This is a genomic window from Streptomyces sp. NPDC015661, from assembly GCF_043077765.1.
Classification (GTDB): domain Bacteria; phylum Actinomycetota; class Actinomycetes; order Streptomycetales; family Streptomycetaceae; genus Streptomyces.
In genome coordinates this window covers 1-22,890 of record NZ_JBIBST010000003.1, presented here as the reverse complement: position 1 = coordinate 22,890, position 22,890 = coordinate 1, and the positions used below count along the sequence as shown (strand labels likewise).

General features: G+C 71.1%; 14 protein-coding genes. 1 reads left to right on the top strand and 13 read right to left on the bottom strand.

Annotation, left to right across the window (positions count from 1 at the left end):
* The first annotated feature begins 39 nt into the window (after window positions 1-39).
* The gene (locus ACF07V_RS08520) at window positions 40-2,094 is read left to right on the top strand and encodes a phosphocholine-specific phospholipase C (protein WP_392152420.1); all 2,055 of its coding nucleotides are present in this window, start codon (window positions 40-42) and stop codon (window positions 2,092-2,094) included.
* 66 nt (window positions 2,095-2,160) lie between these two features.
* On the opposite strand, the gene ACF07V_RS08515 is transcribed toward ACF07V_RS08520, so the two are convergent.
* The 13 genes from ACF07V_RS08515 to ACF07V_RS08455 form a co-directional block, all read right to left on the bottom strand.
* The gene (locus ACF07V_RS08515; protein WP_392152418.1) at window positions 2,161-2,937 is read right to left on the bottom strand and encodes a phosphate ABC transporter ATP-binding protein; all 777 of its coding nucleotides are present in this window, start codon (window positions 2,935-2,937) and stop codon (window positions 2,161-2,163) included.
* An 8-nt stretch (window positions 2,938-2,945) separates the two neighbouring features.
* Entirely contained in the window at window positions 2,946-3,833 is an 888-nt protein-coding gene (locus ACF07V_RS08510) for a sortase domain-bontaining protein (RefSeq protein WP_392152416.1), read from the bottom strand.
* Window positions 3,834-3,858: 25 nt separating this feature from the next.
* A complete protein-coding gene (locus ACF07V_RS08505; protein ID WP_392152414.1) occupies window positions 3,859-5,925 on the bottom strand; it encodes a WxL protein peptidoglycan domain-containing protein in 2,067 nt (688 codons plus the stop codon).
* Window positions 5,926-5,996: 71 nt separating this feature from the next.
* Window positions 5,997-7,571: an Ig-like domain repeat protein gene (locus tag ACF07V_RS08500; RefSeq protein ID WP_392152413.1), complete on the bottom strand. Its 1,575-nt coding sequence runs from the start codon at window positions 7,569-7,571 to the stop codon at window positions 5,997-5,999.
* A gap of 14 nt (window positions 7,572-7,585) precedes the next feature.
* Window positions 7,586-8,581: a hypothetical protein gene (locus ACF07V_RS08495; protein ID WP_392152411.1), complete on the bottom strand. Its 996-nt coding sequence runs from the start codon at window positions 8,579-8,581 to the stop codon at window positions 7,586-7,588.
* Window positions 8,582-8,673: 92 nt separating this feature from the next.
* Window positions 8,674-11,361, bottom strand: coding sequence for a hypothetical protein (locus ACF07V_RS08490; protein ID WP_392152409.1), 2,688 nt, complete (start codon window positions 11,359-11,361; stop codon window positions 8,674-8,676).
* Window positions 11,358-13,166: a phosphate ABC transporter substrate-binding protein PstS gene (locus tag ACF07V_RS08485; protein ID WP_392152407.1), complete on the bottom strand. Its 1,809-nt coding sequence runs from the start codon at window positions 13,164-13,166 to the stop codon at window positions 11,358-11,360. Before ACF07V_RS08485 ends, ACF07V_RS08490 begins: the two co-directional genes overlap by 4 nt.
* A 57-nt stretch (window positions 13,167-13,223) precedes the next feature.
* The gene (pstA, locus tag ACF07V_RS08480; protein ID WP_392152406.1) at window positions 13,224-14,477 is read right to left on the bottom strand and encodes a phosphate ABC transporter permease PstA; all 1,254 of its coding nucleotides are present in this window, start codon (window positions 14,475-14,477) and stop codon (window positions 13,224-13,226) included.
* Window positions 14,474-15,478 carry a phosphate ABC transporter permease subunit PstC gene (pstC, locus tag ACF07V_RS08475; protein ID WP_392152405.1) on the bottom strand — a complete coding sequence of 335 codons (1,005 nt, stop codon included), beginning with the start codon at window positions 15,476-15,478 and terminating at the stop codon, window positions 14,474-14,476. Before pstC ends, pstA begins: the two co-directional genes overlap by 4 nt.
* Window positions 15,475-15,891, bottom strand: a complete 417-nt coding sequence (locus ACF07V_RS08470; RefSeq protein ID WP_392152403.1) for a hypothetical protein — start codon at window positions 15,889-15,891, stop codon at window positions 15,475-15,477. Before ACF07V_RS08470 ends, pstC begins: the two co-directional genes overlap by 4 nt.
* Window positions 15,892-16,399: 508 nt before the next feature.
* On the bottom strand, window positions 16,400-16,591 hold the full coding sequence (locus tag ACF07V_RS08465) for a hypothetical protein (protein ID WP_392152401.1): 192 nt from the start codon (window positions 16,589-16,591) through the stop codon (window positions 16,400-16,402).
* 131 nt (window positions 16,592-16,722) lie between these two features.
* Window positions 16,723-17,214, bottom strand: coding sequence for a hypothetical protein (locus ACF07V_RS08460; RefSeq protein WP_392152399.1), 492 nt, complete (start codon window positions 17,212-17,214; stop codon window positions 16,723-16,725).
* 123 nt (window positions 17,215-17,337) lie between these two features.
* Window positions 17,338-22,890, bottom strand: a 5,553-nt coding sequence (locus ACF07V_RS08455) for an RHS repeat-associated core domain-containing protein (RefSeq protein ID WP_392152397.1), incomplete at its 5' end; no start/stop codon positions are given.

Below are 22,890 nucleotides of genomic sequence, written 5' to 3'. Positions count from 1 at the left end.
CCGTCGACGTAGCACTCACCCCCGGAGGGCAACTCCCCCATGGCCGACCTCAACCGCCGCCGGTTCCTTCAGCTGACCGGCGGCGCCGCCGCGTTCACGATGCTCTCGGAGAGCATCGCCCGCGCCGCCGCGATACCGGCGCAGGGATCCACCGGCACGATCCAGGACATCGAGCACATCGTGGTCCTGATGCAGGAGAACCGTTCCTTCGACCACTATTTCGGGGCGATGAAGGGCGTACGGGGCTTCGGCGACCCGCGCCCCGTGACCCTGCCCAGCGGCAAGTCGGTCTGGAACCAGTCGGACGGCAACAAGGTCACGCTCCCCTTCCGGCCGGACAGCGCCAAGCTGGGCATGGAGTACCTCCAGGGCCTCAACCACGACTGGGCGGGTGGCCAGAGCGCCTTCAACAAGGGCAAGTACGACAACTGGATCCCGGCCAAGACCAAGGCCACGATGGCGCACCTCACCCGTGAGGACATCCCGTTCCACTACGCGCTCGCCGACGCCTTCACCATCTGCGACGCGTACCACTGTTCGTTCATCGGCGCGACCGACCCCAACCGCTACTACATGTGGACCGGTTACGTCGGCAACGACGGCACGGGCGGCGGCCCCGTCCTCAACAACGCCGAGGCCGGCTACGGCTGGACCACCTACCCCGAGCGCCTGGAGGCGGCGGGGATCTCCTGGAAGGTCTACCAGGACATCGGCGACGGCCTGAACGCCGCCGGCTCCTGGGGCTGGATCAGCGACGCCTTCCGCGGCAACTACGGCGACAACTCCCTCCTCTACTTCAACAACTACCGCAACGCCCAGCCGGGCAACCCGCTGTACGACAAGGCCCGCACGGGCACCAACGCCAAGGCGGGCGAAGGCTTCTTCGACAAGCTCCGCGCCGACGTCCAGTCGGGCAGCCTCCCCCAGATCTCCTGGATCGCCGCGCCCGAGGCCTTCTCGGAGCACGCCAACTGGCCCGCGAACTACGGCGCCTGGTACATCGCGCAGGTCCTGGACGCGCTGACCTCGAACCCGGACGTGTGGGCCCGTACGGCGCTGTTCATCACGTACGACGAGAACGACGGCTTCTTCGACCACGTCGTCCCGCCGTACGCCCCGGGCTCGGCCGCGCAGGGTCTCTCCACCGCGTCCACGACCCTCGACTACTTCCCGGGGAAGACGGGCTACGTGGCCGGCCCCTACGGCCTGGGCCCGCGCGTCCCGATGATCGTCGTCTCCCCCTGGTCCAAGGGCGGCTACACCTGCTCGGAGACCTTCGACCACACGTCGGTCATCCGCTTCATGGAGGCCCGCTTCGGCGTCCGCGAGACCAACATCTCGCCCTGGCGCCGTGCCATCTGCGGCGACCTGACCTCGGCCTTCGACTTCTCGCGCACGGACGCGCAGCCGGCCGCGCTCCCGCCGACGGCCGGCTACTACCCGCCGGACAAGAACCGGCACCCGGACTTCCTGGCCACCGCCCCGGCCGTCGGCACGATGCCCCGCCAGGAGCCGGGCGCCAAGCCCACCCGCCCGCTGAAGTACGCCCCGTACGTGGACGGCGCGGCGGACGCGACGGCGGGCACCTACCGCCTCACGTTCAGCGGCGGCCCGGCGGCGGGCGCCCAGTTCTACGTGACCTCGGCGAACCGCACGGACGCCCCGTGGACGTACACGGCGGAGGCGAACAAGTCGATCGCGGACACCTGGAACACGAAGTACAGCAAGAGCCTGACCGACCTCACGGTCCACGGCCCCAACGGCTTCCTCCGCCGCTTCCGCTCCCCCGGCAAGACGGCGGTCCCGGAGGTCCAGGCCCGCCACAACGCCACCGCGGGCACCCTGGACCTCACCTTCACGAACGCCGGAACCACCGCCTCGGTGACCGTCACCGACGCCTACGGCGGCACCCCGACGACCCTCTCGGTCCCCAAGGGCGCCACGGTCACCCACACCGTCGACGTCTCCGCCGCCCACCACTGGTACGACGTCACCGTGACCTCGACCGCGAGCGGCGACTACCTCCGCCGGCTCGCCGGACACATCGAGACGGGTGCGGCCAGCCAGTCCGACCCGGCCATCCTGACGAACTGAGCCCACGACGAGGGCCCGTACGCACCCCGCGGCGCGTACGGGCCCTCGTCCCGTCTCCCCGGCACCTCAGCCGAAGCGGCCCTCCACGTAGTCCGCCGTCCGCCGGTCCCGCGGGCTGGAGAACATGGCGTCCGTGGGACCGTGCTCGACGATCACACCCGGGGTGGCCTGCTCGGCGAGGAAGAAGGCGCACTGGTCGGAGACCCGGGCCGCCTGCTGCATGTTGTGGGTGACGATGACGATGGTGACCTCGTCCGCGAGCTCGCGGACGGTCTCCTCGATGCGCCGCGTCGACGTCGGGTCGAGCGCCGAGCAGGGCTCGTCCATCAGCAGGATCCGGGGCCGGACCGCCAGCGAGCGGGCGATGCACAGGCGCTGCTGCTGGCCGCCGGAGAGCGCTCCGCCGGGCTGGCGCAGCCGGTCGCGGACCTCCTTCCACAGCCCGGCCCGGGTCAGGCACTCCTCCACGAGCAGGTCCCGGTCGGCCGCCGCGACCCGGGTCCCGGTCAGCTTCAGGCCGGCCGTGACGTTGTCGTACACCGACATCGCGGGGAACGGGTTCGGCTTCTGGAAGACCATGCCGATGCTGCGGCGGGCCTCGGTGAGCCGGCGCCCGCGCGCGTAGATGTCGTCACCGTCCAGGAGCACCTCGCCTGCGAGCTCGGCGCCCGGGATCAGCTCGTGCATCCGGTTCAGGATGCGCAGGAAGGTCGACTTGCCGCAGCCGGAGGGCCCGATGAGCGCGGTGACCCGGCCGGCGGGCATGGTCAGCGAGACCCGGTTGAGGACCTTGCGGGATCCGAACCAGGCGGAGAGGGAACGTGCGTCCAGATGGGAAGCCACGACTGTCCTTAGAGGAGGTTGGGAAGGAGGAGCGCGACCTGGTCGCCGACCGTGAGGCCGAGCGCGAGCAGGACCGGGAGACCGACCAGCCAGACGTGCGTGCGGGACACCCGGGAGCGCGCCCACACCAGTACCCCGGCGGCCAGCAGCAGGGCCTGCGACCACAGGACCGCCGGCAGCCAGGACGAGGGCTGACCCGCGAGCGGCAGCTCGTCGGCGGGGACGCGGCCGAAGCGGAAGGCGGGCACGGCGCCCGGCTGCGGCGGAGTGATCAGCTCGGCGTCGACCTGGAGCAGCCCGTCCGGCCGGAACGCGGAGCCCGTCGCCGTCATCAGGGTGAGCCGTCCGGTCCCCGGCTGCATGGCGGGCGGCTGCGGGTCGCCCGCGCGCCGGACCCCGGTCACCCGGTACTTGTGCGTGCCCTGGCCGGTCGTGACCTCGACGGTCTCCCCGATCTGGAGGCTCGCGAGGTGCGCGAACGGGCCCCCGTACCCGGCGCGGCGGCCCATCACGATGCTGGTGCCGGCCTGGCCGGGCAGCACGGTGTCACGGCGGTGCCCAGGCCCGGACGCGAGCACCTCGGCGGAGCTGCCCTCCCGGACCACCTCCCTCACCCCGAGCTGAGGGATCGTCAGCAGGGCGACGGGGGTGCCGGGTTCGGTGTCCGGACCGATCGGCGCGGTGGCGCCGGCCAGGGCGGCGCGCAGATCGGCGTAGCCGACCCGGAGGTCGCGCTCGTGGCGCAGGCCGCCGAGCGGGCCGACCTCGGCGACGAAGCCGAGGAGCAGCGCGCCGAGGATGGCCAGGGTCCCGCCGACGGCCCACAGCCGGCTGGTGCGGGGCGCGGGCCCGGCCTGGGCCGGACGCGTGTCCACCGGGGTGAGGGTGGCTGTCATCGCGAGTGCTCCGTACGTCGGTGGTTCAGTGGGTGCCGAAGGTGATCAGGCCGCGGCGGCGCGCCCAGCGGACGGTGAGGACGCCGGTGACCAGCAGGACGGCGCTGAGCAGCCCGAGCAGTACGGGGTCGGAACCGGTGTCCGCGAGACCGCCGCCCCGGCCGCCGCCGCCCGTGTTGCTGCCGGAGCCGGAGCCCGTCGAGCCGCCGGAGCCGGACGCCCCGCCCGCGGCGGAGGAGCCGGGGTCGGTGGTCGTGGCGGTCGGGGTGGTGGGCCGGATGCTGGTGGAGACGCCGACCGTGTCGCCGCCGGTGGCGGTGGGGCTCGCGCTCGTCGTGGGCGAGGCGGTTCCGGTCGGGGTGGCCGTCGGCGTGCCGGTGCCGGTGGGCGTGTCCGTCGCGGTGGGGGTGTCCGTCGGCGACGCGGTGCCGGTCGGGCTGGCCGTGCCGGTGGGGGTCTCGGTGGCGGTCGGCGTGGCCGTGCCCGTCGGGGTGTCCGTGGGGTGCGGTCCCGCCGGGTCGGTGTCCTGGTAGACCGTGGGCGAGGTGAACCAGAGGGAGCCGGTGAAGTCCCCGTAGGTCTCGCTGCCGAAGGCCTTCCGGCAGATCACCGTGAGGTCGTACCGGCCCTCCAGGGTGGTGAAGCCGGCCTCGTTGGCGTAGTCCCGCATGGTCATGGTCAGCGGCACGATGAAGCCGGTGCCGTCGGGGTCCTGCCCGTAGGTGGTGAGCGGCGCGTTGCCGACCACGTTCTTGCCCTCGGCGGGGAAGCCCTTGCCGACCACCTTCACGAGGACGTTCGTGGCGGGGGCCGGGCAGGCGCCCGAGGTGGTCACGGCGATGCTGGTCTCGTCGGTGCCCCGGCCCGGAGTGATCTCGGCGGCGCCCAGCGGGGCGGCGGTGGCGGTCGGGACCGTGAGGACGCCGACGCCGGCGAGGGCCGTCGCCGCGGCGAGGGCGACACCGGCCGCGGCCCGCCGGGTGAGGCGAGTGAACTGCACGATGAGCTCCTTGTCAGGGGTTTCGGGGGTGTTCTTCCGGCCCTGTTCCGCCCCCGCCGTCCTCCGGCCGGCACCACGCCCGCCGTTCCGCCGCGTGCGGCGAACCCGCCACCGCCAGGCGACGCCCCCGATGAGCAGCAGGAGCAGGGCGAGCGCCGTCCACGGCACCGTCCACAGCGGCACCGAGCGGGTCAGCGAGGGCAGTCGGGGGTCGACGCCGTCCCGGGTGGCGACCGGCTGCACCGAGACGACGGCCGAGGCGCGCAGCAGCGGCACCACCCCGTCGGCCTCGGCGGTGACGGTCAGCGCGCTGCCCGGCAGGAGCTCGCCGAGGTCGCGGGCGCCCTGGGCGGTGAGCGAGGAGCCGAAGGCGCCGTTGACGCGGACGGCCTGGCGGGCGCCGAGCCGGACGTTGCCCGTGTTGCGCAGGGTGTAGGTGACGGTGGCGGAGCCGGTCGCGAAGGGGTTGAGGGTGCCGTGGTACTCGGCGCGGACGTCGGCCACCGTGAGCTCGGGCCTGATGGCGCCCGCCACCCGCAGGTAGACGCGGGCGCCGACGCGCTGGTCGAGCCGGACCTGGTTGCCCTTGGCGTCCCTGCCGGTGCCGGAGAGCGAGGCGACGATGCCTCCGGTGTGGTCGCCGGGGGTGACGTTCCTGGGCACGGTGAGGGTGAAGGGGACGATGACCTTGTTCTTGGGCGGGACCGTCACCTTGTTCCTCGCCAGCTTGATCCAGCTGCCGGCGTCGGTCGGTCGCGCGCCCGCGGGGAGCAGGTCGAAGCCGCCGTCGACGGTGTTGACGGCGTCGCTCGCGTAGACGGCGAGGGTCAGCGGCTCGGAGCCGTAGTTCCACAGCGCGATCTGGTCGCGGATGCCGGCGCCGCCGGTGACCCCGTACGAGAAGTGGGGCCGCTGGTCGGGCTTCTTGGGGCCCGAGGGCTGGACGCCGAAGACGGCCTTCTTGTTCTCGGCCTTCCCGTCCCGTGCCGGGGCGGCGGTGGCGGCGCCCGGCAGGAAGGCGAGGAGCAGGAGCAGCAGCAGCAGCAGCGCGAGCGCGCCGGTCCGGCGGGCGGGGCGGTGGTGAGCGGTCATGACGGTTCTCTCCAGAGGTCAGGGGCGGGGCGGAACCGCGGCGCGGTTCCGCCCCGGAGCTCACGCCTGGATCAGATGGCGGTGAGGGTGAGCGTGGTGGTGTACGTGCCGGCCGTGGTGGAGGTCGGCGCGCTGAGCGCCAGGTCGGCGCCGATGTGGGCGGTGCCCAGGCCGGTGCCGTTGGCCAGCGTGCGGGCGGACTTGAGGCCCGCGGTGCCCGCGTCGCCGGGGGCGACGCCCTTGGCGGCGGGGACGGCGGAGCCGGCGGTCACGGTCTGCGCGGGCGCCTTGTCGACGACCTTCGGGGACCAGCCGAGGTTCTGGCCGTTGATGGCGTGGGTGGCGCCGTCGCTGAAGTCGGCGACCTGGCCGCTGACGGTCCAGCCGGGGTTGCCGGCGCGGGTGTCGGTGAGGGTGACCGGGCTGAGGGCGCCGGCCGTGTTCAGCAGGTCGCCGTCGCCGTTGAGGACCGGCGAGGGCAGGGTGACCCGCGGGTTGTCGACGCTGATGACGAGGGCGCCGGCGTTGACGGTGGTGGTGATGGTCTCCGAGGCCGTCACGCCGGTGAAGGCGCCGATGGTGTACGGGACGGCGTTGGAGTCGGAGCCGGTGTACCGGGCCGGGTCGGCCGGGACGAAGACGGCGGTGAGGGAGTGCGGTCCGGCCGGCAGGCTGGACGTGGTCAGGACGGCGGTGCCGTTGTTGACCGGGACGGTGCCGAGCGGGACGGTGGAGCCGCCGACGGTGTCGGTGAACCTGACCGAGCCGGCCGCGCCCGCCGGGGAGACCGTGCCGGTCAGGGTGACGGGGCTGTACTGCGGGGTGCTCGTCCCCGGGGAGACCGCGAGGGCCGTGCTGGTCTGCGTCGCGGCGGCGGGCTTGACCTCGTAGGAGACGGCCGTCGAGGTGGAGCCGTTGTACGAGACGTTGGACGGGGTGAACACGGCGGTGAGCGCGTGGGTGCCGGCCGTCAGGTTGCTCGTGGTCAGCGCGGCGGTGCCGCCGTTCACGGTGACCGGGGTGCCGAGGTCGGTGGCGCCGTCCTTGAACTGGACGGTGCCGGCGGCGCCGGACGGGTTGACGGTGGCGGTCAGGGTGACCGCGGTGCCGACCTGGGCCGGGCCGGCCGGGGTGACGGCGAGCGAGGTGGTGGTGTCCGTCTTCACGGCCGGGTCGTTGGCCTGGTACGTGGTGTTGGACGTGAACCAGATCGCGCCGGTGAAGTCGCCGAGGCTGGTTCCGTTGAAGGCGGTACGGCAGATGACGGTGAAGTCGTACCTGCCCTGGAGGGTGGTGAAGCCCGCCTGGGAGGCGTAGTCGCGCATGGTGGACGTCAGCGGGATGACCATGCCGCCGTTGCCCGCCGTGGGGTACGTGGCGATCGGCGAGTTGCCGACCACGTTGAGGCCGCCGGCCGGGAAGCCGGAACCCTCCACCTTCACCAGCACGTTGGTGGCGTTGGACGGGCAGGCGCCCGAGGTGGTGAAGGCGATGCCGCTGGTGTCGGCGCCGGTGGCCGGCGCGATGTCCAGGGTGCCGATCGGGGCGGCGTGCGCGGCGCCCGCGGTGGCCAGGCCGGCCGCGAGGGCGGTGGTGACGGTGGCGACACCCAGGGCGAGAGCCCGGGAGATTCTGTTCTTCAGCACGGGGAGGCTCCTCATCACGGGGTCTGCTTGGTGGTGTCGCCGCAGTTCGGGTTGGTCGCGAAGCCGTACGTGTTGATCACGGCCGCCTGCTTGCAGATCCCGGAGTCGGGGCCGACGAAGACGTCGCTCCACGGGGAGGTGCCGACCTTGCTGGTCGGGATGACGTTGTAGACATCGCGCTTCACGCCGAAGCCGCTGTTGAGGACCGTCGGCGAAATGCCGTCGACGGTGCCGAGGATGGCCCGGCCGCGCAGGTCGGCGATGGTCTGCGAGGACTGCGCCTGGTACTGGGCGATGGAGAACGGCACGATCGACTTGTCGTCGAGGACGCGGCCGTCGTGCTCCTGGACCGGGGCGGTGCCCTTCTTGTCCTTGATGCAGGGGTGGACGCCCGCGACGACGTCGGCGTCGGTGATGCCCATCTGCGACTCCCAGAAGGAGCGCGTGCCGGAACCGGCCTGCGGGAGGTAGACCGTCAGGTCGTAGTTGGGGCCGGAGCCCACGTAGTTGGGGTCGCAGTGGTAGATGGCCTTGAGGTCGGCCAGCGTCAGCTTGCGCGGGATCGAGGAGCCGGGGGTGATGGCGTAGCTGACGCCGTCGATCGCGAACGGCACGTACGTCAGGCCCGGGCTGGCCGCGCCGAGGTTCAGCGAGGAGGAGCGGGAGAAGTCGAGGCAGCCGTTGCCGGCCTGGAGGGAGTTGAGGAGCGCGGCCCGCCCGGCGCCGGAGCCGTTGGGCCGGGGGATGGTGCAGTTCGGGTTCGTCGCCGGGTTCTTGGTGGTGATGGTCGCGGAGCCCGTGGCGTCGTACGAGCCGATGACCTTCTGCCCGTTGATCGTGACGGCCTCGGCGAGGCCGTTCATCACGTCCTGCGTGGTGTCGGAGCCGACACCGGCGAGCTGGCGGTACTGCGGCGGGCCGGAGGGGTCGGCGGCGGCCAGGCCGCTGCCGACGGTGACGGCCACGAGCGCCGCCACGGCGAGCGCGAGACCGGTCTTCTTCTTGTTCACTGAGGGTTCTCCTCGGCTAGGCTGCGCTCCGGGTGGTGCCCGGAACGTGTGCGGTGCTTCCGTTGGCGCGGACGAATCGAAGGTTTCGGGTATCACCTCCCCATCCGGTGACGGGCGGCCGCCAACAGACGGGGCAGGTACCTCGGCAGCGCCGGGCCCGCGAAGGCCGCGAGGGCGCCGAGGATCAGACAGACGAGCAGCGCGTTGCGTACGGCGCCGACCGTCCAGGCGGGTGTGGGGGCGCCCACGGCCGTGACCGTCTGCGCGCCCGGGGCGGGCGAGGCGGCGGTGGGCGAGTGCGCGGGAGTCGGACCGGGGCTCCGGGAGGCTCCCGTACCGCCGGCCGCTCCGGTGGAACCCGTAGCCGAACCGCCGGAGCCCGCGCCGGAACCGCCGGCGGCCGCGTCCGAACCGCCGGAACCGCCACCGGAGTCGCCGCCCGAACCGCCGGCCGCGCCCGCTCCCCCGGAGCCGCCGGTGACCGTGACGGAACCGGAGCCCCCGGTCACCGTGACGGAACCGGAGCCGCCGCCGGCGGGCGGCGTGGACGTCGGCACGGCGGTCGGGGCCGGGGTGGTCGCCGTGGCGGTGGGCGTGGGCGTCCCGGTCGTCGGGGTCTTCCCGGCGTCGGCGACCACCTTCCGCGCCACGCCGCGGGTCTGCTCGCGCAGCGCCTCGGGCAGCGGGGCGTATCCGCTCGGCAGGTTGCCCGCGGCGACTCCGGGCGTCTGTCCGGCACCGGCCGCGTAGGTCAGCAGGGTGCCGTAGTCGCGGCCTTCGGCGGCGGTGAGGTCGGCCGGCACGGTGGCGGCGTAGGTGAGGACGGTGAGCGGGTAGGCGGCCGGGTCCCGGGTGCCCGGGTCGGGCACGGTCACCCCGTCCGCCCCCGGCTTGCGGACCTTCGCGGCCGCCGTCAGGGAGGCCGCGTCGGGGGCGACGAACTCACCCGCCCCGTTGAGGAGTTCGGCGCGCATCAGGCCGTAGCGCTCGGCGGTGGCCGTGTCGGTGACGGCGAGCACGGCCCGCTGGCCGGCCGGCTGCGGCGGGTCCTTCTTGTACGCGGGCGGGGTCGCGGTCGCGTCCCAGGAGGTGCGGGCCAGGGTGTCGCCCCGGCCGGCGGCGCGCGCGGCGGCGTGCATGTCGGTGGCGTACGGGTGCTTGTCCTGGATGCAGAGCGGGTGCTCCGGCCGGTCCTCGAACGCCTGGCAGTACGGGTCGCTCTTGGGGAAGGAGTCCAGGGGCAGTGTGGCGTCCTTGTAGTGCGGGTTGACCTTCATGCCGGAGTTCCCGGGGTCGCCGTGGGCGCCCCGGTCGTCCGGGGTGCCCTTGAGGAACTCGGCGGCGGCCGGGTCCTGGGCGATCCACTCCCACAGCTGCCGGGTGGTGTCGGCGAGCGGCTGCGGGACGAGGGCGTCGCCGAGCTTGCCGCCGAAGTCGAGGTCGGCGTACTCGGGGTTGTACCGGAGGAACTCGGGGTCGCGGCCGAGGTTCACGGGGTTGCCGGCGACGCTGTCGGCGAAGCGGGAGACGCCGTCCGGGTAGGACTCGGTGAGCAGTTTGGCGACCAGTCGCGGGGTGAGCCGCAGGGTGGTCATCCGGGTGCCGTTGCGCTGCCGCACCTCGTCGGGGGCGCGGAAGCCCGCCTGGCTCTCGATGGAGTAGGCGAGGGTGATGCCGGAGAGGGCCACCGGGGCGTAGACGGGGGTGCGGCCGGAGTCGCCGCGGTCGGCGGCGCGGCCGACGAAGACCATGCCGGGCGTGCCGGAGAGCAGCTTGACGCGGGCGGTCGCGTCGGGGACCTGCGCGTAGCCGTAGATGGCGCCGTCGCCGGTGCGGCAGAGGGACGGCTGCCAGCGGGTGATGGCCTCGGCGGCCATCTCGCTGCCGAGGGTGCCGCGTTCGTCGGCGCCGATCGGGCAGTAGCTGCCGATGGGCTCGAAGCCGAGCGGGACGGTGATGCGGTGCTTCCAGTTCGCCGGGCTGAGCGGGGAGGACTGGAGCTGGCCGCCGGACTGGGTGGTGTACGAGGTGCCGTCGATCTCGGTCGTGCCGCGCGGCACGATCACCAGCCAGCAGCCGCGGCCGGTGACGGTGCCCTGCTGCTCGACGGGGGCGCCGCAGCCGAGGCCGGGGGCCTCGACGCCGGACTGCGCCTCGAAGTAGACCTCGCCTGCGCCCCTGGCGTCGGTGCGGGCGTACGGGATCTCGTTGGTGCTGTTGACGTCGAAGAACTCGTTCCAGTTGCCGGGGCTGACCTCGTCGCCGGTGACCGAGCGGAAGGGCGCGTACGAGATGCCGCTGGGGGTGGGCGGGGGCAGCGGCTGGTTCTCGGAGTCCTTGAGCGTCGGGCCGTAGTTGAGCTGGCGTCCGTTGGTGTAGGCGCCGGCGGACTGGTTGCCGGCGCCCGCGCCGAGCGCGGAGGAGCCGCCGAACTGGCACTGGTCGGTGCCGGGGCCGTTCTCGTCGCCCCAGCACTGCATGATCTGGAGGTAGTTGGCGGCGTAGGCGGTGTCGGAGACGGTGGGCGCGCCTCCGGTCCAGCTGATCCGGATGACCTGGTTGACGAGGTTGCGGGTCTGGCCGACGGTGATCCTCAGGCCCGCGAAGTCGCCGGTGCCGGAGACCGTCACCGCCGAGCTCTCGCCGGTGGCGGCGTACGCGGGCGGGGCGGCCGGGTCGAGGCCGGTGCCGACGGTGGCCACGACCGGGACGAGGGCCAGGCAGAGCGTGCCGAGGAGGGCCCGCAGGCGGCCCGGGCGTACGGGGCGGGGCGGGGTCATCGGGACTCCTCCCCCGCGCGGCGGGCGTCGGCGAGGCGCCGGTGCAGCAGCGGCGGGCCGACGGTGACGCCGATGAGCAGGAGCGCGCCGACGATCATGAGGGTGGTCTGGAGTCCGCCGCCGATGCTCGCGGCGGTGGTCACGGGGACGCCGTACAGGTCGCCGCCGGCCGTACCGCCGGAGCCGTCGCCGGCGGCACCGCCCGTGTCGCCCTGGACGACGGGCTGTCCGGTCACGGGGTCGAGCGCGCCGCCGGTGGTCGCGCCGGTCCCGCCGGAGGCCGCCGATCCACCGGTGCCGCCCGCGGCACCGCCGCCGGTCCCGGCGGAGGCCGCGCCGCCCGAGCCCGCGCCGCCGGAGGCGCCCGCCGTACCGCCGGAGGCCGCGCCGCCCGAGCCCGTGCCGCCGGCGCCGGCCGTCCCCCCGGTGCCGCCGGTCGCGCCGCCGGAGGCGCCGGCCCCGCCCGCGGCGCCGGTGCCGCCGGAGGAACCGTTCGTCGGGGTCGGGGTCTTGTCCCCGCCGGTGCCGGTGCCGCACTGCTGGGCGCCCTTGAGGTCGCAGGGGGGCGGCATCGGGGCGGTCCTGGCGAGGGTGTTGGTGCCGTCGCTGGAGAAGGTCGGGTTGTTGCACTTCCTGATGTCGATGGACTCGGCGACCACACCGGGGATCCTGCGGACCTGGGTCAGGCCGGCCTTCACCAGGTTGATCGGGAGCGGCGAGTAGCCGAGCCGGTCGACCGACTGCTGGCCCTGGCAGAGGAAGTAGTAGGCGAAGGCGCCGAGGGACTTGCCCTTCTGCGCGTTGAAGTTCGACTCCACCGCCGTCGGGACGATCATGTAGCTGTAGCTGGAGAGCGGGTAGGTGCGCGGGTCGGTGCTGTCGTAGACCCCGTCGAGCTTCTGGGTGAGGTCGGGGTTGATGTCCGCCTGGGTGAGCGAGACCGCCACGTTCTGGGCGGTGGGCTCGGTGTAGTAGCCCTTGGCGTTGAGGATCTTGGCCACCGGGAAGCCGGTGGTGGACACGGCGTACGAGTACTCGACGTAGGTGATCGTGCCCACGTTGCCCTCCTGGGCGACGTAGCCGGACACACCGTTGGAGCCGGACTGGCCGACGAAGCCCTTGCCTCCGACGACGGGGAAGTTGGAGGTCGGTCCGCAGGGGGTGCGGCGGCCCGCCTGGCCGCAGTAGGCGTCCCACAGGGCGGGGTGCTTCTTGCTGAGCCAGGTGGTCAGCTGGGCCGTGGTGCCCGAGCCGTCGGAGCGGACGACGGGGACGATCCGGCGGGCCGGGAGGCTCGCGGCGATGCCGGGGTTGTCGGCCTTGAGCGCCGGGTCGTTCCACATGGTGATGACGCCGGTGAAGATCTTGGCGACGTTCTCGCCGGAGAGCCTCAGGTTGGTGACCCGGCGGTTGCCGATCCGCAGGTTGTACATGAAGGCCGTGCCGCCCGCGACGATCGGCATGTAGCCGAACTTCCGCGAGGGCGGCGGGTCGGCGACGCCGGAGTCGTTGATGCCGTACGGGATCTCGGAGACCGCGAAGTCGACGGTGCCGTTGCGGAACTGGTTGCGGCCGTCGGAGGAGCCGGTGCCGTTGTAGTTGACCGTCATCCCGTACTGCTTGACGTTGGCGCGCCACTGGTCGAGGGCGTTCTGGCTCCAGGTGGAGCCCGCGCCGGAGACCGGTACGTAGCTCTCGGCGGCGGCGGGCGGAGCGGCGGGCACGACGAGGGCGAGCGCGGTGACGAGCACGGCCAGGGTGCGCCGCAGCAGGCTCGCGGGGCGGGCCGGTGGGCGTCCGGACATCGGGGTCTCCTGATCGGTGGCGGGCGGAGCGGTCGTACGGGGACGGTCGGCGGGCGGTCAGCCGACCGGTGGCGGCGGGGTGCCGGGCTCCTCGGCCGGGCCGGGGACCGCGGCCGGCCCGTCCGTGCCGGCCCCCATCCGCTCCAGGTCCCTCAGCGAGGCGGCGGCCCGGCGTCGCTGCTGACTCCGGCTCAGCTGGCCGGGTCCGCGTCCGCCGATCACCCGGGCGAGCAGGAACAGCAGCAGGACCAGGGCCATCAGCAGGGCGGCGCAGCCGAAGCCGCGGGCGATCATGTTCTTCTCGGGTGAGGCCACCAGCGTGAAGGTGGCCAGCGGCAGCGAGGTCTGCGGCCCTTCGAAGGGGTTGAGGTTGAGACCGGTCGCGGCGCCCGAGGTCAGCAGCACCGGCGAGGTCTCGCCGATGCCGCGGGCGGTGCCGAGGATCACGGCGGTGGTGAGCCCGGAGCGGGCGGTGGGCAGGACGACCGTCCACACCGTGCGCCACTGCCCGGCGCCGAGCGCGTACGAGGCCTCCCGGAGCGAGCCGGGCACCAGCCGGATGACGACGTCCGAGGCCCGGATGATGATCGGCAGCATCATCACGGAGAGCGCGAGGGCGGCGGCGAAGCCGGACTTCCCCAGGCCGAGGGCGAGGATCGCGGTGGCGTAGATGAACAGGCCGGCCACGATGGACGGCAGGGCGGTCATCGCCTCGACGATGGTGCGGACGAACCGCGCGTACCGGCCGGGCACCTCGTTGAGGAAGACCGCGCAGGCGAGTCCCAGCGGCACCGTGATCAGCAGCGAGATGCCGATCTGCTGGAGGGTGCCGACGATCGCGTGGAGCATGCCGCCGTCGGTGATCGGCTGGAGGGGTCCGGTGCCGGACATGTCCTCCGTGAAGAAGTTCAGGTGGGGCAGGGCCTCCCGGCCGCGCCACAGGGCGTAGCCCACGATGAAGAGCAGCGCGGCGAGCAGCAGCAGCGCCAGGGCGTGGACGACCGCCTGGGCGAGCCGGGCGCGGATGGTGGCGCCGTTCTCGTCGAGGGAGATCAGCACCGCGTAGAGCGCCATGAAGGCGAGGTACAGGACGACGGCGAAGCCGAGCGAGCCGTCGAAGGGCAGCACGCGGTCGAAGAGCGTCGCGGTCAGGGCCACGGCCGCGGCGGCCGAGCCGAGCAGCGCGAAGACGTCGCGGGCGTGCAGGGAGGAGGTGGTGCGACGCTGCTCGGCGGGCGCGCCGGGGCCGTCGGGGACGACGTCGGGCGTGACCGTGGCGGCCGGCCTGGTCTCTTCGGTGGTGAGGGTCATGCCTCGGCTCCCGTTCCGGACCGGCTGCGGGCGACCACGGAGGACGCGATGAAGTTGACGACGAGGGTCATCAGGAAGAGCGAGAGGCCGGCGGCCATCAGCGCGGACATGCCGAACGGGCTGGCGGCTCCGTAGCGCAGGGCGATCAGCGCGGAGACGGAGTTGGCGCCGTTCTCCAGGATGTGGGGCTGGAAGACGAAGACCGGCGAGATGATCATGACGACGGCGATGGTCTCGCCGAGCGCCCGGCCCAGCCCGAGCATCGTGCCGCCGATGATGCCGCCCTTGCCGAAGGGCAGGACGACGGTGCGGATGACGCCCCACTGGCTCGCGCCGAGCGCGAAGGCTCCCTCGCGCTCGCCGGGCGGGGCCTGGGCGAAGGCCTCGCGCATCACCGAGCAGGCGATGGGGGTGACCATCAGCGCCACGACGATCCCGGCGATGAACGTGGAGGAGGTGTAGACGGTGGCGGGGGCGAGCGGATCGTCCGGATCGGCGCCGTTCACCGCGAAGAGCGGGATCCAGCCGACGTAGGTGGAGATCCAGCGGGCGAGGCCGGTGATGTGCGGCTGGAGGAAGAAGAAGCCCCACAGGCCGTAGACCACGCTGGGCACGGCGGCCATCAGGTCGACGAGGCTGACCAGGGTCCGGCGCAGCCTGCGGGGCGCGTACTCGGTGATGTAGAGCGCGGTGCCGAGGGCGAGCGGCAGCGCGAAGGCGATCGCGGTGAGGCCGATGAGGATCGTGCCGGGCAGGACGGCGGCGATGCCGAAGTGCCGGGAGTCGGGCTCCCAGGCCGGGGTGGTGACGAAGGAGCCGCCGGCTCCGCCGAGGGCCTGGGCCGCGCGGACGGCGAGGAAGACGCCGACCAGGGTCATGGTGACCAGGACGACGGCTCCGGCCCCGCGGGCGCCGATGCGGAAGACGCGGTCGGCGGGGTCCTTGGAGGCGGTCCTGTCCCGCGGGACCTCGGTGTCGGCGGTGGTGGTGACGGTGGTCAAGAGACGTTCCCCTGGACGGCGTCGGGCAGCCGCAGGCCGCGCATCCGGCGGGTGTACGTCACCCCTTCGGCCACCTGGCCCTCGACGGCCGCGGCGAGGAAGAGGCCGAGGCTGTCGCGGCACTCGCGCTGGCGGCGGAAGGCGCGGGCGGAGACCGCCACGCAGCGCTGGTCCACGGCGAGCTGCCAGGTCCAGGTGCCGTCGGCGGAGGTCATGGCCACGTGCGGGACCGCGCGGTCGAGACCGGCGCGCAGCCGGGTGACGGCGGCGCTGCAGGCGGCGTGGCCGCGGTGGAGCTCGGGGCCGCGTCCGAGTTCGTGGTTGTTGGCGCCGACGAGCCGCCAGCTCACCGCTTCCGGGCGGCACGCGGGGAGCGTCCAGACGTCCGGCACCTGACGTCTCTCGACGTCCACCCATGACACAAAGAGAAACCGTGGCCGAGACACGGAACCGCCCCCTTCGCCCGGACGTCACGCGTGGCCGACAATCGGCCACGCGGCGTCGTGGCTGCGGGCATGACAATCACGGCGTCCGGGGCTGACCACTCCACAGACCGGTGAAGCAGCAACGGCGAACACATGAACGGGAAGCAGAAGACCTTGGGAGGTCTGCGCACAGCCGGGCCCGGTCGCTCCGCGGATGGACGGCTTCGCACGGAATGCCGCCCCGCAGGAGGCCGCGGCTCCGGCCCGTGGGGCGGATGCGGGGACACGCGTACCAGCCTGTCGACACAGGTATCGGGGTGCACGCCGGCGCCGGTCCGCCCGAGCGGAGGGACACCATCCGGCCAGACGGCCGGACCACGGTCAGCGACCGCGCCCGTCGCGGGCCCCGGTCTCGTCGAAGGGTTCGTGCGACGCGGCCGCGGCGAACGCCACGCCGCCCGGGGTCAGGCTCGCGGCCAGGGCGCGAGTGCGGTCTTCAGCGAGCGTCCCGTGCCGCATTCCGGTACGGGACTCCAGTCCTCGCGACGCCCGGTGCGCCGGGCCGGTGCAGGCCCGTGTCGCGGGCGGCGCGGAACGCGGCGAGGGCCGCTCGGGCCGCGGCATCGTCCACCCGCCCGGGGCGCAGGGCAGCGGCGAGTGCCGCCTCGACGTCGTCGTGCTCCCGCATACCGCCTTCACCACTCATTCCAGCATGTCCGTCGCGAGCCGCTTCAGTCCGCGGTGCGCGGCGGAGCTGACCGCTCCCACCAGCTCGCAGGGCTTCGGCGGTGGACACCGCCCCCAGAGCCGACAGACCCGCTATCGACCGAATTCAGGGTCGGTAGAAGTGCGTTTGAATCTGCACGGGAAGGTGTGTTCGGGATCCCCGTGCGCCTCGACCGTCGTACCCATCCGCAGGGCCCCCTTGTCCACGGTGAAGACGAGGGTATCTGTTTCCACCACTCCCCCCTTCTCGAAACGAAGCACGAGATAGGGTGGCCGGCCAGGGTCTTTGGTGACCGCATGCCATGTGCCGTCGGTCGAACGGCGTGTCACCTGCTGGCCCCGCACAGGGCCGTTCCACTCGATCGGATAGTCCTTGACGGTATAGGTGTAGTCGTCGCGCAGCCGGATCACCGGAAGCGGCGAGCCGCATTCCCGTCCTCCGTCCCATCGGCCGACCAATTCGGAATGACTTACGGTCTCCGGGTGCACGTAGGTGGGTTCGTTCGTCCCGCAAGCGGTCGAAGCGAATGCCGTCAAGGTGGCAGCCGCGAGGCTTGCGCCGCTGCGCAATACGCCGAATTTCATGCTGTCTACTTCCAGTCGCTCCGGACGGCCGGGCCGCCCCTGGTGATCCCTTGGGGTCCCCAGGAGCGGCCCGGCCGCTTTCAAGGGCTCCCGCCGACCGACCGGCGGGAGCGCGTCAGTCTGCTAGAAGAAGATGCTGGACAGCGCATTCGTAATGCTGTCCAACAGGCCGGGTGACGACTCCGACTGCCCCGACGGAGCCTTGGGATCGGCGAGGTCGATCGTCTCCGTCCACGTCACGTCCTGCGTCTTCTCACTGAAACGCCCCGTGGCGTAATTCGCCAGGAGAGGTTCGGCGATGTGCTCGTCCCACCACGGGCTGTACCCGCCGGCCCCCGGACCGATGTGCGTACCGGAGTTGATGTCGCTGGTGTTCTGCACATGGAACTGAACGGTCGCCGTTCCCGCCTCCTTGTCGACCGACTGGACCGTGTAGTCCATGGTGTAGGAGCCGAGGAACGCCGCGGACATGTTGGTCGTGAAGTCCAGGATGAGGCTCTTGGTGTTCAGCGACTGGTTCAAGCCGTTGTTGGTGATGCTGCCGTCGTCCTCCTTCTTCTGCTTGACCGGGTCGCCCAGGTTGTAGTTACCGATGTTGATGTTGTCGGCCGCGATCTCGCGCACCCGCTGGACGTGGTAGTGGTCCATGAGGTTCTGCGTGAAGGCGTCGTTTCCGCCGAAGTCCCGATGCTTGGGGCCGCTGCCGGTGACCCATTCGAATCCCAGATCCACTCCATTGGGATTACCGGCGGTTCCGAAGCACGAAGGGCACTTCTCTCGAAGGATCGGCTCGGCGGCGATCACGGGGCTGGCAAGGGTGTCCGTGAGGAGCCCGATACCGCCGACCCACGCCTTGGCGAAGGTGTCGTTGTAGGGGCAGAAGGCCCCGTCTTCACACCAGTTGTGTCCATCGATCTCGACGTTGCTGATCGGGTTGCCGCCCGTGAAGGCGTAGCGGTTCCCCGTGAAGGGGTCCGATCCCAGCTGCATGTCGGCCAGGGCGCCGTTGTACATGTCCCGGCTGGTGAAGCGGTTCAGGCCGGGGCTGTAGTCACGGAAGCCCATGTCGTAGGTGCCGCTGGCGGAGTCCCAGCGCTTGGCGCTGAAGCGGTAGGGGTTGTACGCCTCCTTGTCGGGCTGGGCGGTGTCGGGCTTGTCGATGCCGGTGAACTCGGCGTCGTTGTTGCTGCCGTAGGCCGTGTAGCCGTAGGTCGACTTGGTGTCACCGGTGGTGTCGGTGAGGGTCTCGACGTCGGTGTGGCCGTTGTAGCCGTAGACGCCGAGCTCCTCGGAGCCGTCGGTGTTCTTCTTCAGCTGCGTGAGGCGCTCGCCCCACGGGCTGTACTGGTAGGACTTGGTGACCTCGCCGGCAACGGCCTCGTTCAGGACCTCGCTGGAGGTACCGAGGTAGTTGAAGTCGGTGGTCTTGCCGGCCTCCGTCTTTGACGCCGTGCGGTCCAGCGGGTCGAAGACGTACGTGGTCGTCTTCGTCGTGACCCCGTCGGTCTGCAGCTTGGCGTTCTTGACCACGTGGTCGAAGCCGTCGTAGTCCCGGTCCTCGACCACCTTGCCGCCCGCGACGACCGTGTCCAGTCGACCGTACGGGTCGTAGTTGTAGCTGTTGCTCGCGGCGCCGATGCTCGAGCTGAGGAGCCGGTTGCGGTCGTAGGTGTAGTTGGTCGTGACGTTCTTGATCGTCTGGGTGACGACGTTGGCGTTGTTGTCGTGGACGTACGTCTCGGTGCCCGCGCCGGTGCCCGTCTTGACGGACTGGGCGAGCCGGTTGACCGGGTCGTAGGTGGAGTCCGTGGTGGAGTTCAGATACGCGCCGTGGTTGTCGGCGTTCATCTTGGACGCGACGTCCTGCGCCTGGTTGCCGTTGGCGTCGTAGGCGTAGGTGTGCGAGGAGACCAGGGTGCCGTTGGGCTTCTTCTCGGTCTGGGTCTTCAGCGCCGCGTTGAGGTAGTAGGTGTAGTCGACCGTGTTGCCGTTGGCCTTCGTCTCCTTCAGACGCAGGCCGCGGTCGGTGTAGGTGTAGTCGGTGACCTTCGGCGAGGCGTCCGAGACGGACTTGCCGACCTTCACCGTCTTGACCTGCTCACGCAGGTCGTAGATGTACTGCGCGTACTGGTCGGGGTGGGACGTCGTCGCCTTCTGGCCGTTGGCGTCGTAGGTGAACGACGTGGCCTTCTTCTCGACGCCGGACAGGGACTCGCTGACCTTCTGGACCTGGTTGAGGCCGGTGTAGGTCATCGAGTACGTGTCGATCTTGGCACCCGAGGAGGTGTCGGTGATCGAGGCGAGGTTGCCGTTGGCGTCGTACGAGTAGGTGAAGTTCTTCTTCTCGGTGTCCGTCTCGGTGACGGTACGGACGATCTTCACCGCGTCGGCGACGACCTTGCCGGAGGCGTCGGTCGCCAGGGTGATCTTGGACGCGATGCCCTGCTTGAACGTGTACGAGCCCAGCGAGACCCAGGTGCCGCCACCGGTGGTCTGGTTGACCGTCTTGTCGGTGGTGCCGGCGTCGTGGGTGACGGTGTACTTCGCCGCCGTGGAGGCGCCCGAGGTCGTCGGGTACTTCGCGTAGGCGGTGTAGCTGCCGTCCTGCGGGACGTTCAGGGTCCAGGTGAACGTGTCCGTCGACGTCCCCGCCGCGTGGGTGCGGTGGTCGAAACCCTGCTGGCCGGTGGCCGAAGCCGTGGCCCAGGTGCCGGTCGCCGACGTGGTCTGGGTGTCCGAGTTGTCGGCCACCACCACGTGGGCGCCGACCGGCACGCCGTCGTCGGAGCGGGCCTGGATGCTGCCGTCGGGGTAGTACGCCCAGCCCTGGGTCCGCGAGCTGGAGCCGCCGGCGGAGGTGAGGGTGCGCGAGACCTGCTGGCCGGTCGTGTTGTAGCCGTAGGAGGTGACGATGTCCCACGGGTCGGTGGACGTCTTGGTCCAGCCGTTGTCGAAGTAGGTGTAGTCGGTGTCGTTACGCACCGTCTGACCCGCCGACGGCGGCGCGGAGACCCGCGAGGTGCGGCCGACCACGTCGTAGGTCGTCTGGGTGTAGACGTTGGGGTCGTTGTAGCGCGCGTCCGCCGGGTCGTAGGGCTGGTACTGCTTGACCGGACGGTTGAGCTTGTCGTACTCGGTGCGGCTGGTGAAGTCGTCGACGGCCGCGGTCGCGGTGCCGCGCGGGCTGATCACCTTGGTGGTGTTGCCCATCTGGTCGTACTCGTACTTCGTGGTACGGACGACGCCGGTCGAGTACGGGACCCGCTGCTCGATCGTCTTGCCGCGCTGGTCGTAGACGACCTCGCTGGTGTTGCCCTCCTTGTCGGTGCTCCTGACGACCAGCGAGTCCTTGTCGTACTCGCTCGTGGTGAACTTGCCCGCCGCGTCGGTGACCTTGGTGACGCGGTGGTTGAGGTCGAAGGAGCTCTTGCTGGTGTAGTCGGTGGTGTCGGCGGTGGCGTTCTTCTTCGGGTCGATGACCGTGACCGGGTTGCCGACGATGTCGTACTCGTAGGAGACCTTGTCGCCCTGGGCGTTCACCACCGACATGAGCTGGTAGATCTCGTTGTAGTTGTTGGTGGTGACGTAGTCGTCCGGGACGGAGGTCGTCGCCACGCCCTTGGGCTCGGTCGTGGTCTTGAGGTTGCCGACCTTGTCGTAGGTGTAACGCGTCGTGCGACCGCTCAGGTTGTTGTCCGGGCCGGTCGACTCGGTCACCTGGTCCGCCGGGTCATAGACCGCGGTGGAGACCACGCCGTCCGCGGCCGTGCTGGTGGTGACGTTGTCGTTCGCGTCGTACACCGGGGCCGGAGTGGTGATGAACACCGCCTGCGCCTGGTCCTTGGGCACCTTGTTGACCAGCGGACGCTTGAAGGCGTCGTAGGTCTGGGTGGTGGTGGTGCCCGCCGCGTCGGTCACCGAGGTGACCTGGCCGCGCTCGTCGTAGACGAACGAGGTGGGGTGGTTCTCCGCGTCGGTGATCGTCTTGGGGTAGCCCATGACGTCGAAGTCGGAGTTGTTGGTGGCGTTGCCGTTGGCGTCGGTGGCCTTGGTCAACTGCCCGTAGGCGTCGTAGTCGTACTTGGTGGTGTAGTCGTCCGGCACCGAGGTGGTGGCGGCGCCCATGGGGTCGGTGACCGTCTTCAGGTTGCCGAAGGCGTCATAGCCGAACTGCCACTTGCGGCCCTCGGGGGAGGTCTTGGTGGACAGGTCGGCCGAGAAGCCGTCCGCACGGGTCTGGTACGTGTAGACCGTCGCCGCGGTGCCGTTCTTGTTGGCCTCCGCGTCCTTCTTCGTCAGCGGGTTGCCGGTCTTCGGGTCGTACGTCCAGGTGGTCTGGGCGCCGTTCGCCTCCTTCAGGAGGATGACGTTGTTGTCCGCGTCCCAGGACATGTCCAGGGACTCGGACTTGGCGTTGGTGGACTTCACCTGGCGGCCGAAGTCGTCCAGGACGTAGTCCGTGGCGTGCGACTCGGAGTCCGTGACCTTGGTGTCGGTGAAGCTCGGGTTCACCGTGTCCGCCTTGTAGGCGAACGTCGTGTTGTTGTTCAGGCGGTCCGTGATGGTCTTGGTCCACCAGTGGTACTTCGGGTCGTCACCGGTCTGCGGGGCGTAGTAGTCCAGCTTGGTGGCGTTGCCCCGGGGGTCGGCGGCCGCCACCATCTTGACGTTCTTGTTGCCCTGCGTGGCGTCGTAGGTGAACTTGAACACCTTCGGCTGCGAAGAGCCCACGCCGTCGGTGAACTGGCCGAGCAGGCCCTTGTCCGTGTACCAGAAGTTGATCTTACGGCCGGAGACGTCGGTGACCGACTTGATGTGGTCGTAGATCTTGGAGTTGGTCAGGTTCGAGCCCGTGGCGATGGTGCCCGTGCCCGAGACGTACTCGTAGGAGTTGTCGCCCTTCTTGAAGTAGTCCACCGTCAGCGTCTGCCGCGACGCGGGGTCGGTGATGTACTTCAGGAACTTGGTGGGCTTGTTGTTGGACTTCCGCTCCTCGTAGGTGAACAGCATGGTGTTGCCGTTCTTGTCCACCGTGGAGGTCAGGTAGCCGTCGCAGCCGAACAGGAAGCGGGTGCCGTCGGGACGGGTCATCGTCCAGGCGTCCGGGATCGGGTCCTTCAGCGGGGTGCAGTCCAGACCCGCCTTGGCGGCCAGCTTGTAGTGCACACCGGCCGGCGCCTTCCACGAGCTCGTCGCCGAGTCCCAGCGGAACACGTGGGTGGTGCCGTCACCGTCGGGCAGGCGCACCTCGGTGGGGTTGGGGTTGGGGTGGAAGTCCAGCGGGGCCCCGAGCCGGATCGGCCCCGATGCCTGCATGGACCAGCCGTAGCCGGAGACCGTGTCGGAGGTGTCCAAGCTGTTGTAGGCCAGCCGGAAGAACGTGTTCAGGCCCCGGCCGGGGTTGTTGAACCCGTTGTACGACCACACGACGTTGCCGGAGGCCATGTTGTTCATCATGCTGGCGCCGGCGCCGGTGTTCTTGCCGGTGTAGCCGTAGAACTTCTCCAGGCCGAGGGTGTTGGAGGTGGGGTCCTCCACCGCGACGTTCTGGCTCAGGCCGGGGATGCCGGAGGTGCCCGATATCCAGGTGCCGGTGGTCTTGTTGTAGACGTCCCAGGTCAGGACGTAGTCGGTGCGCTTGTTGCCGTTGTCCGAGTTGATCGGGGTCTTGACCTG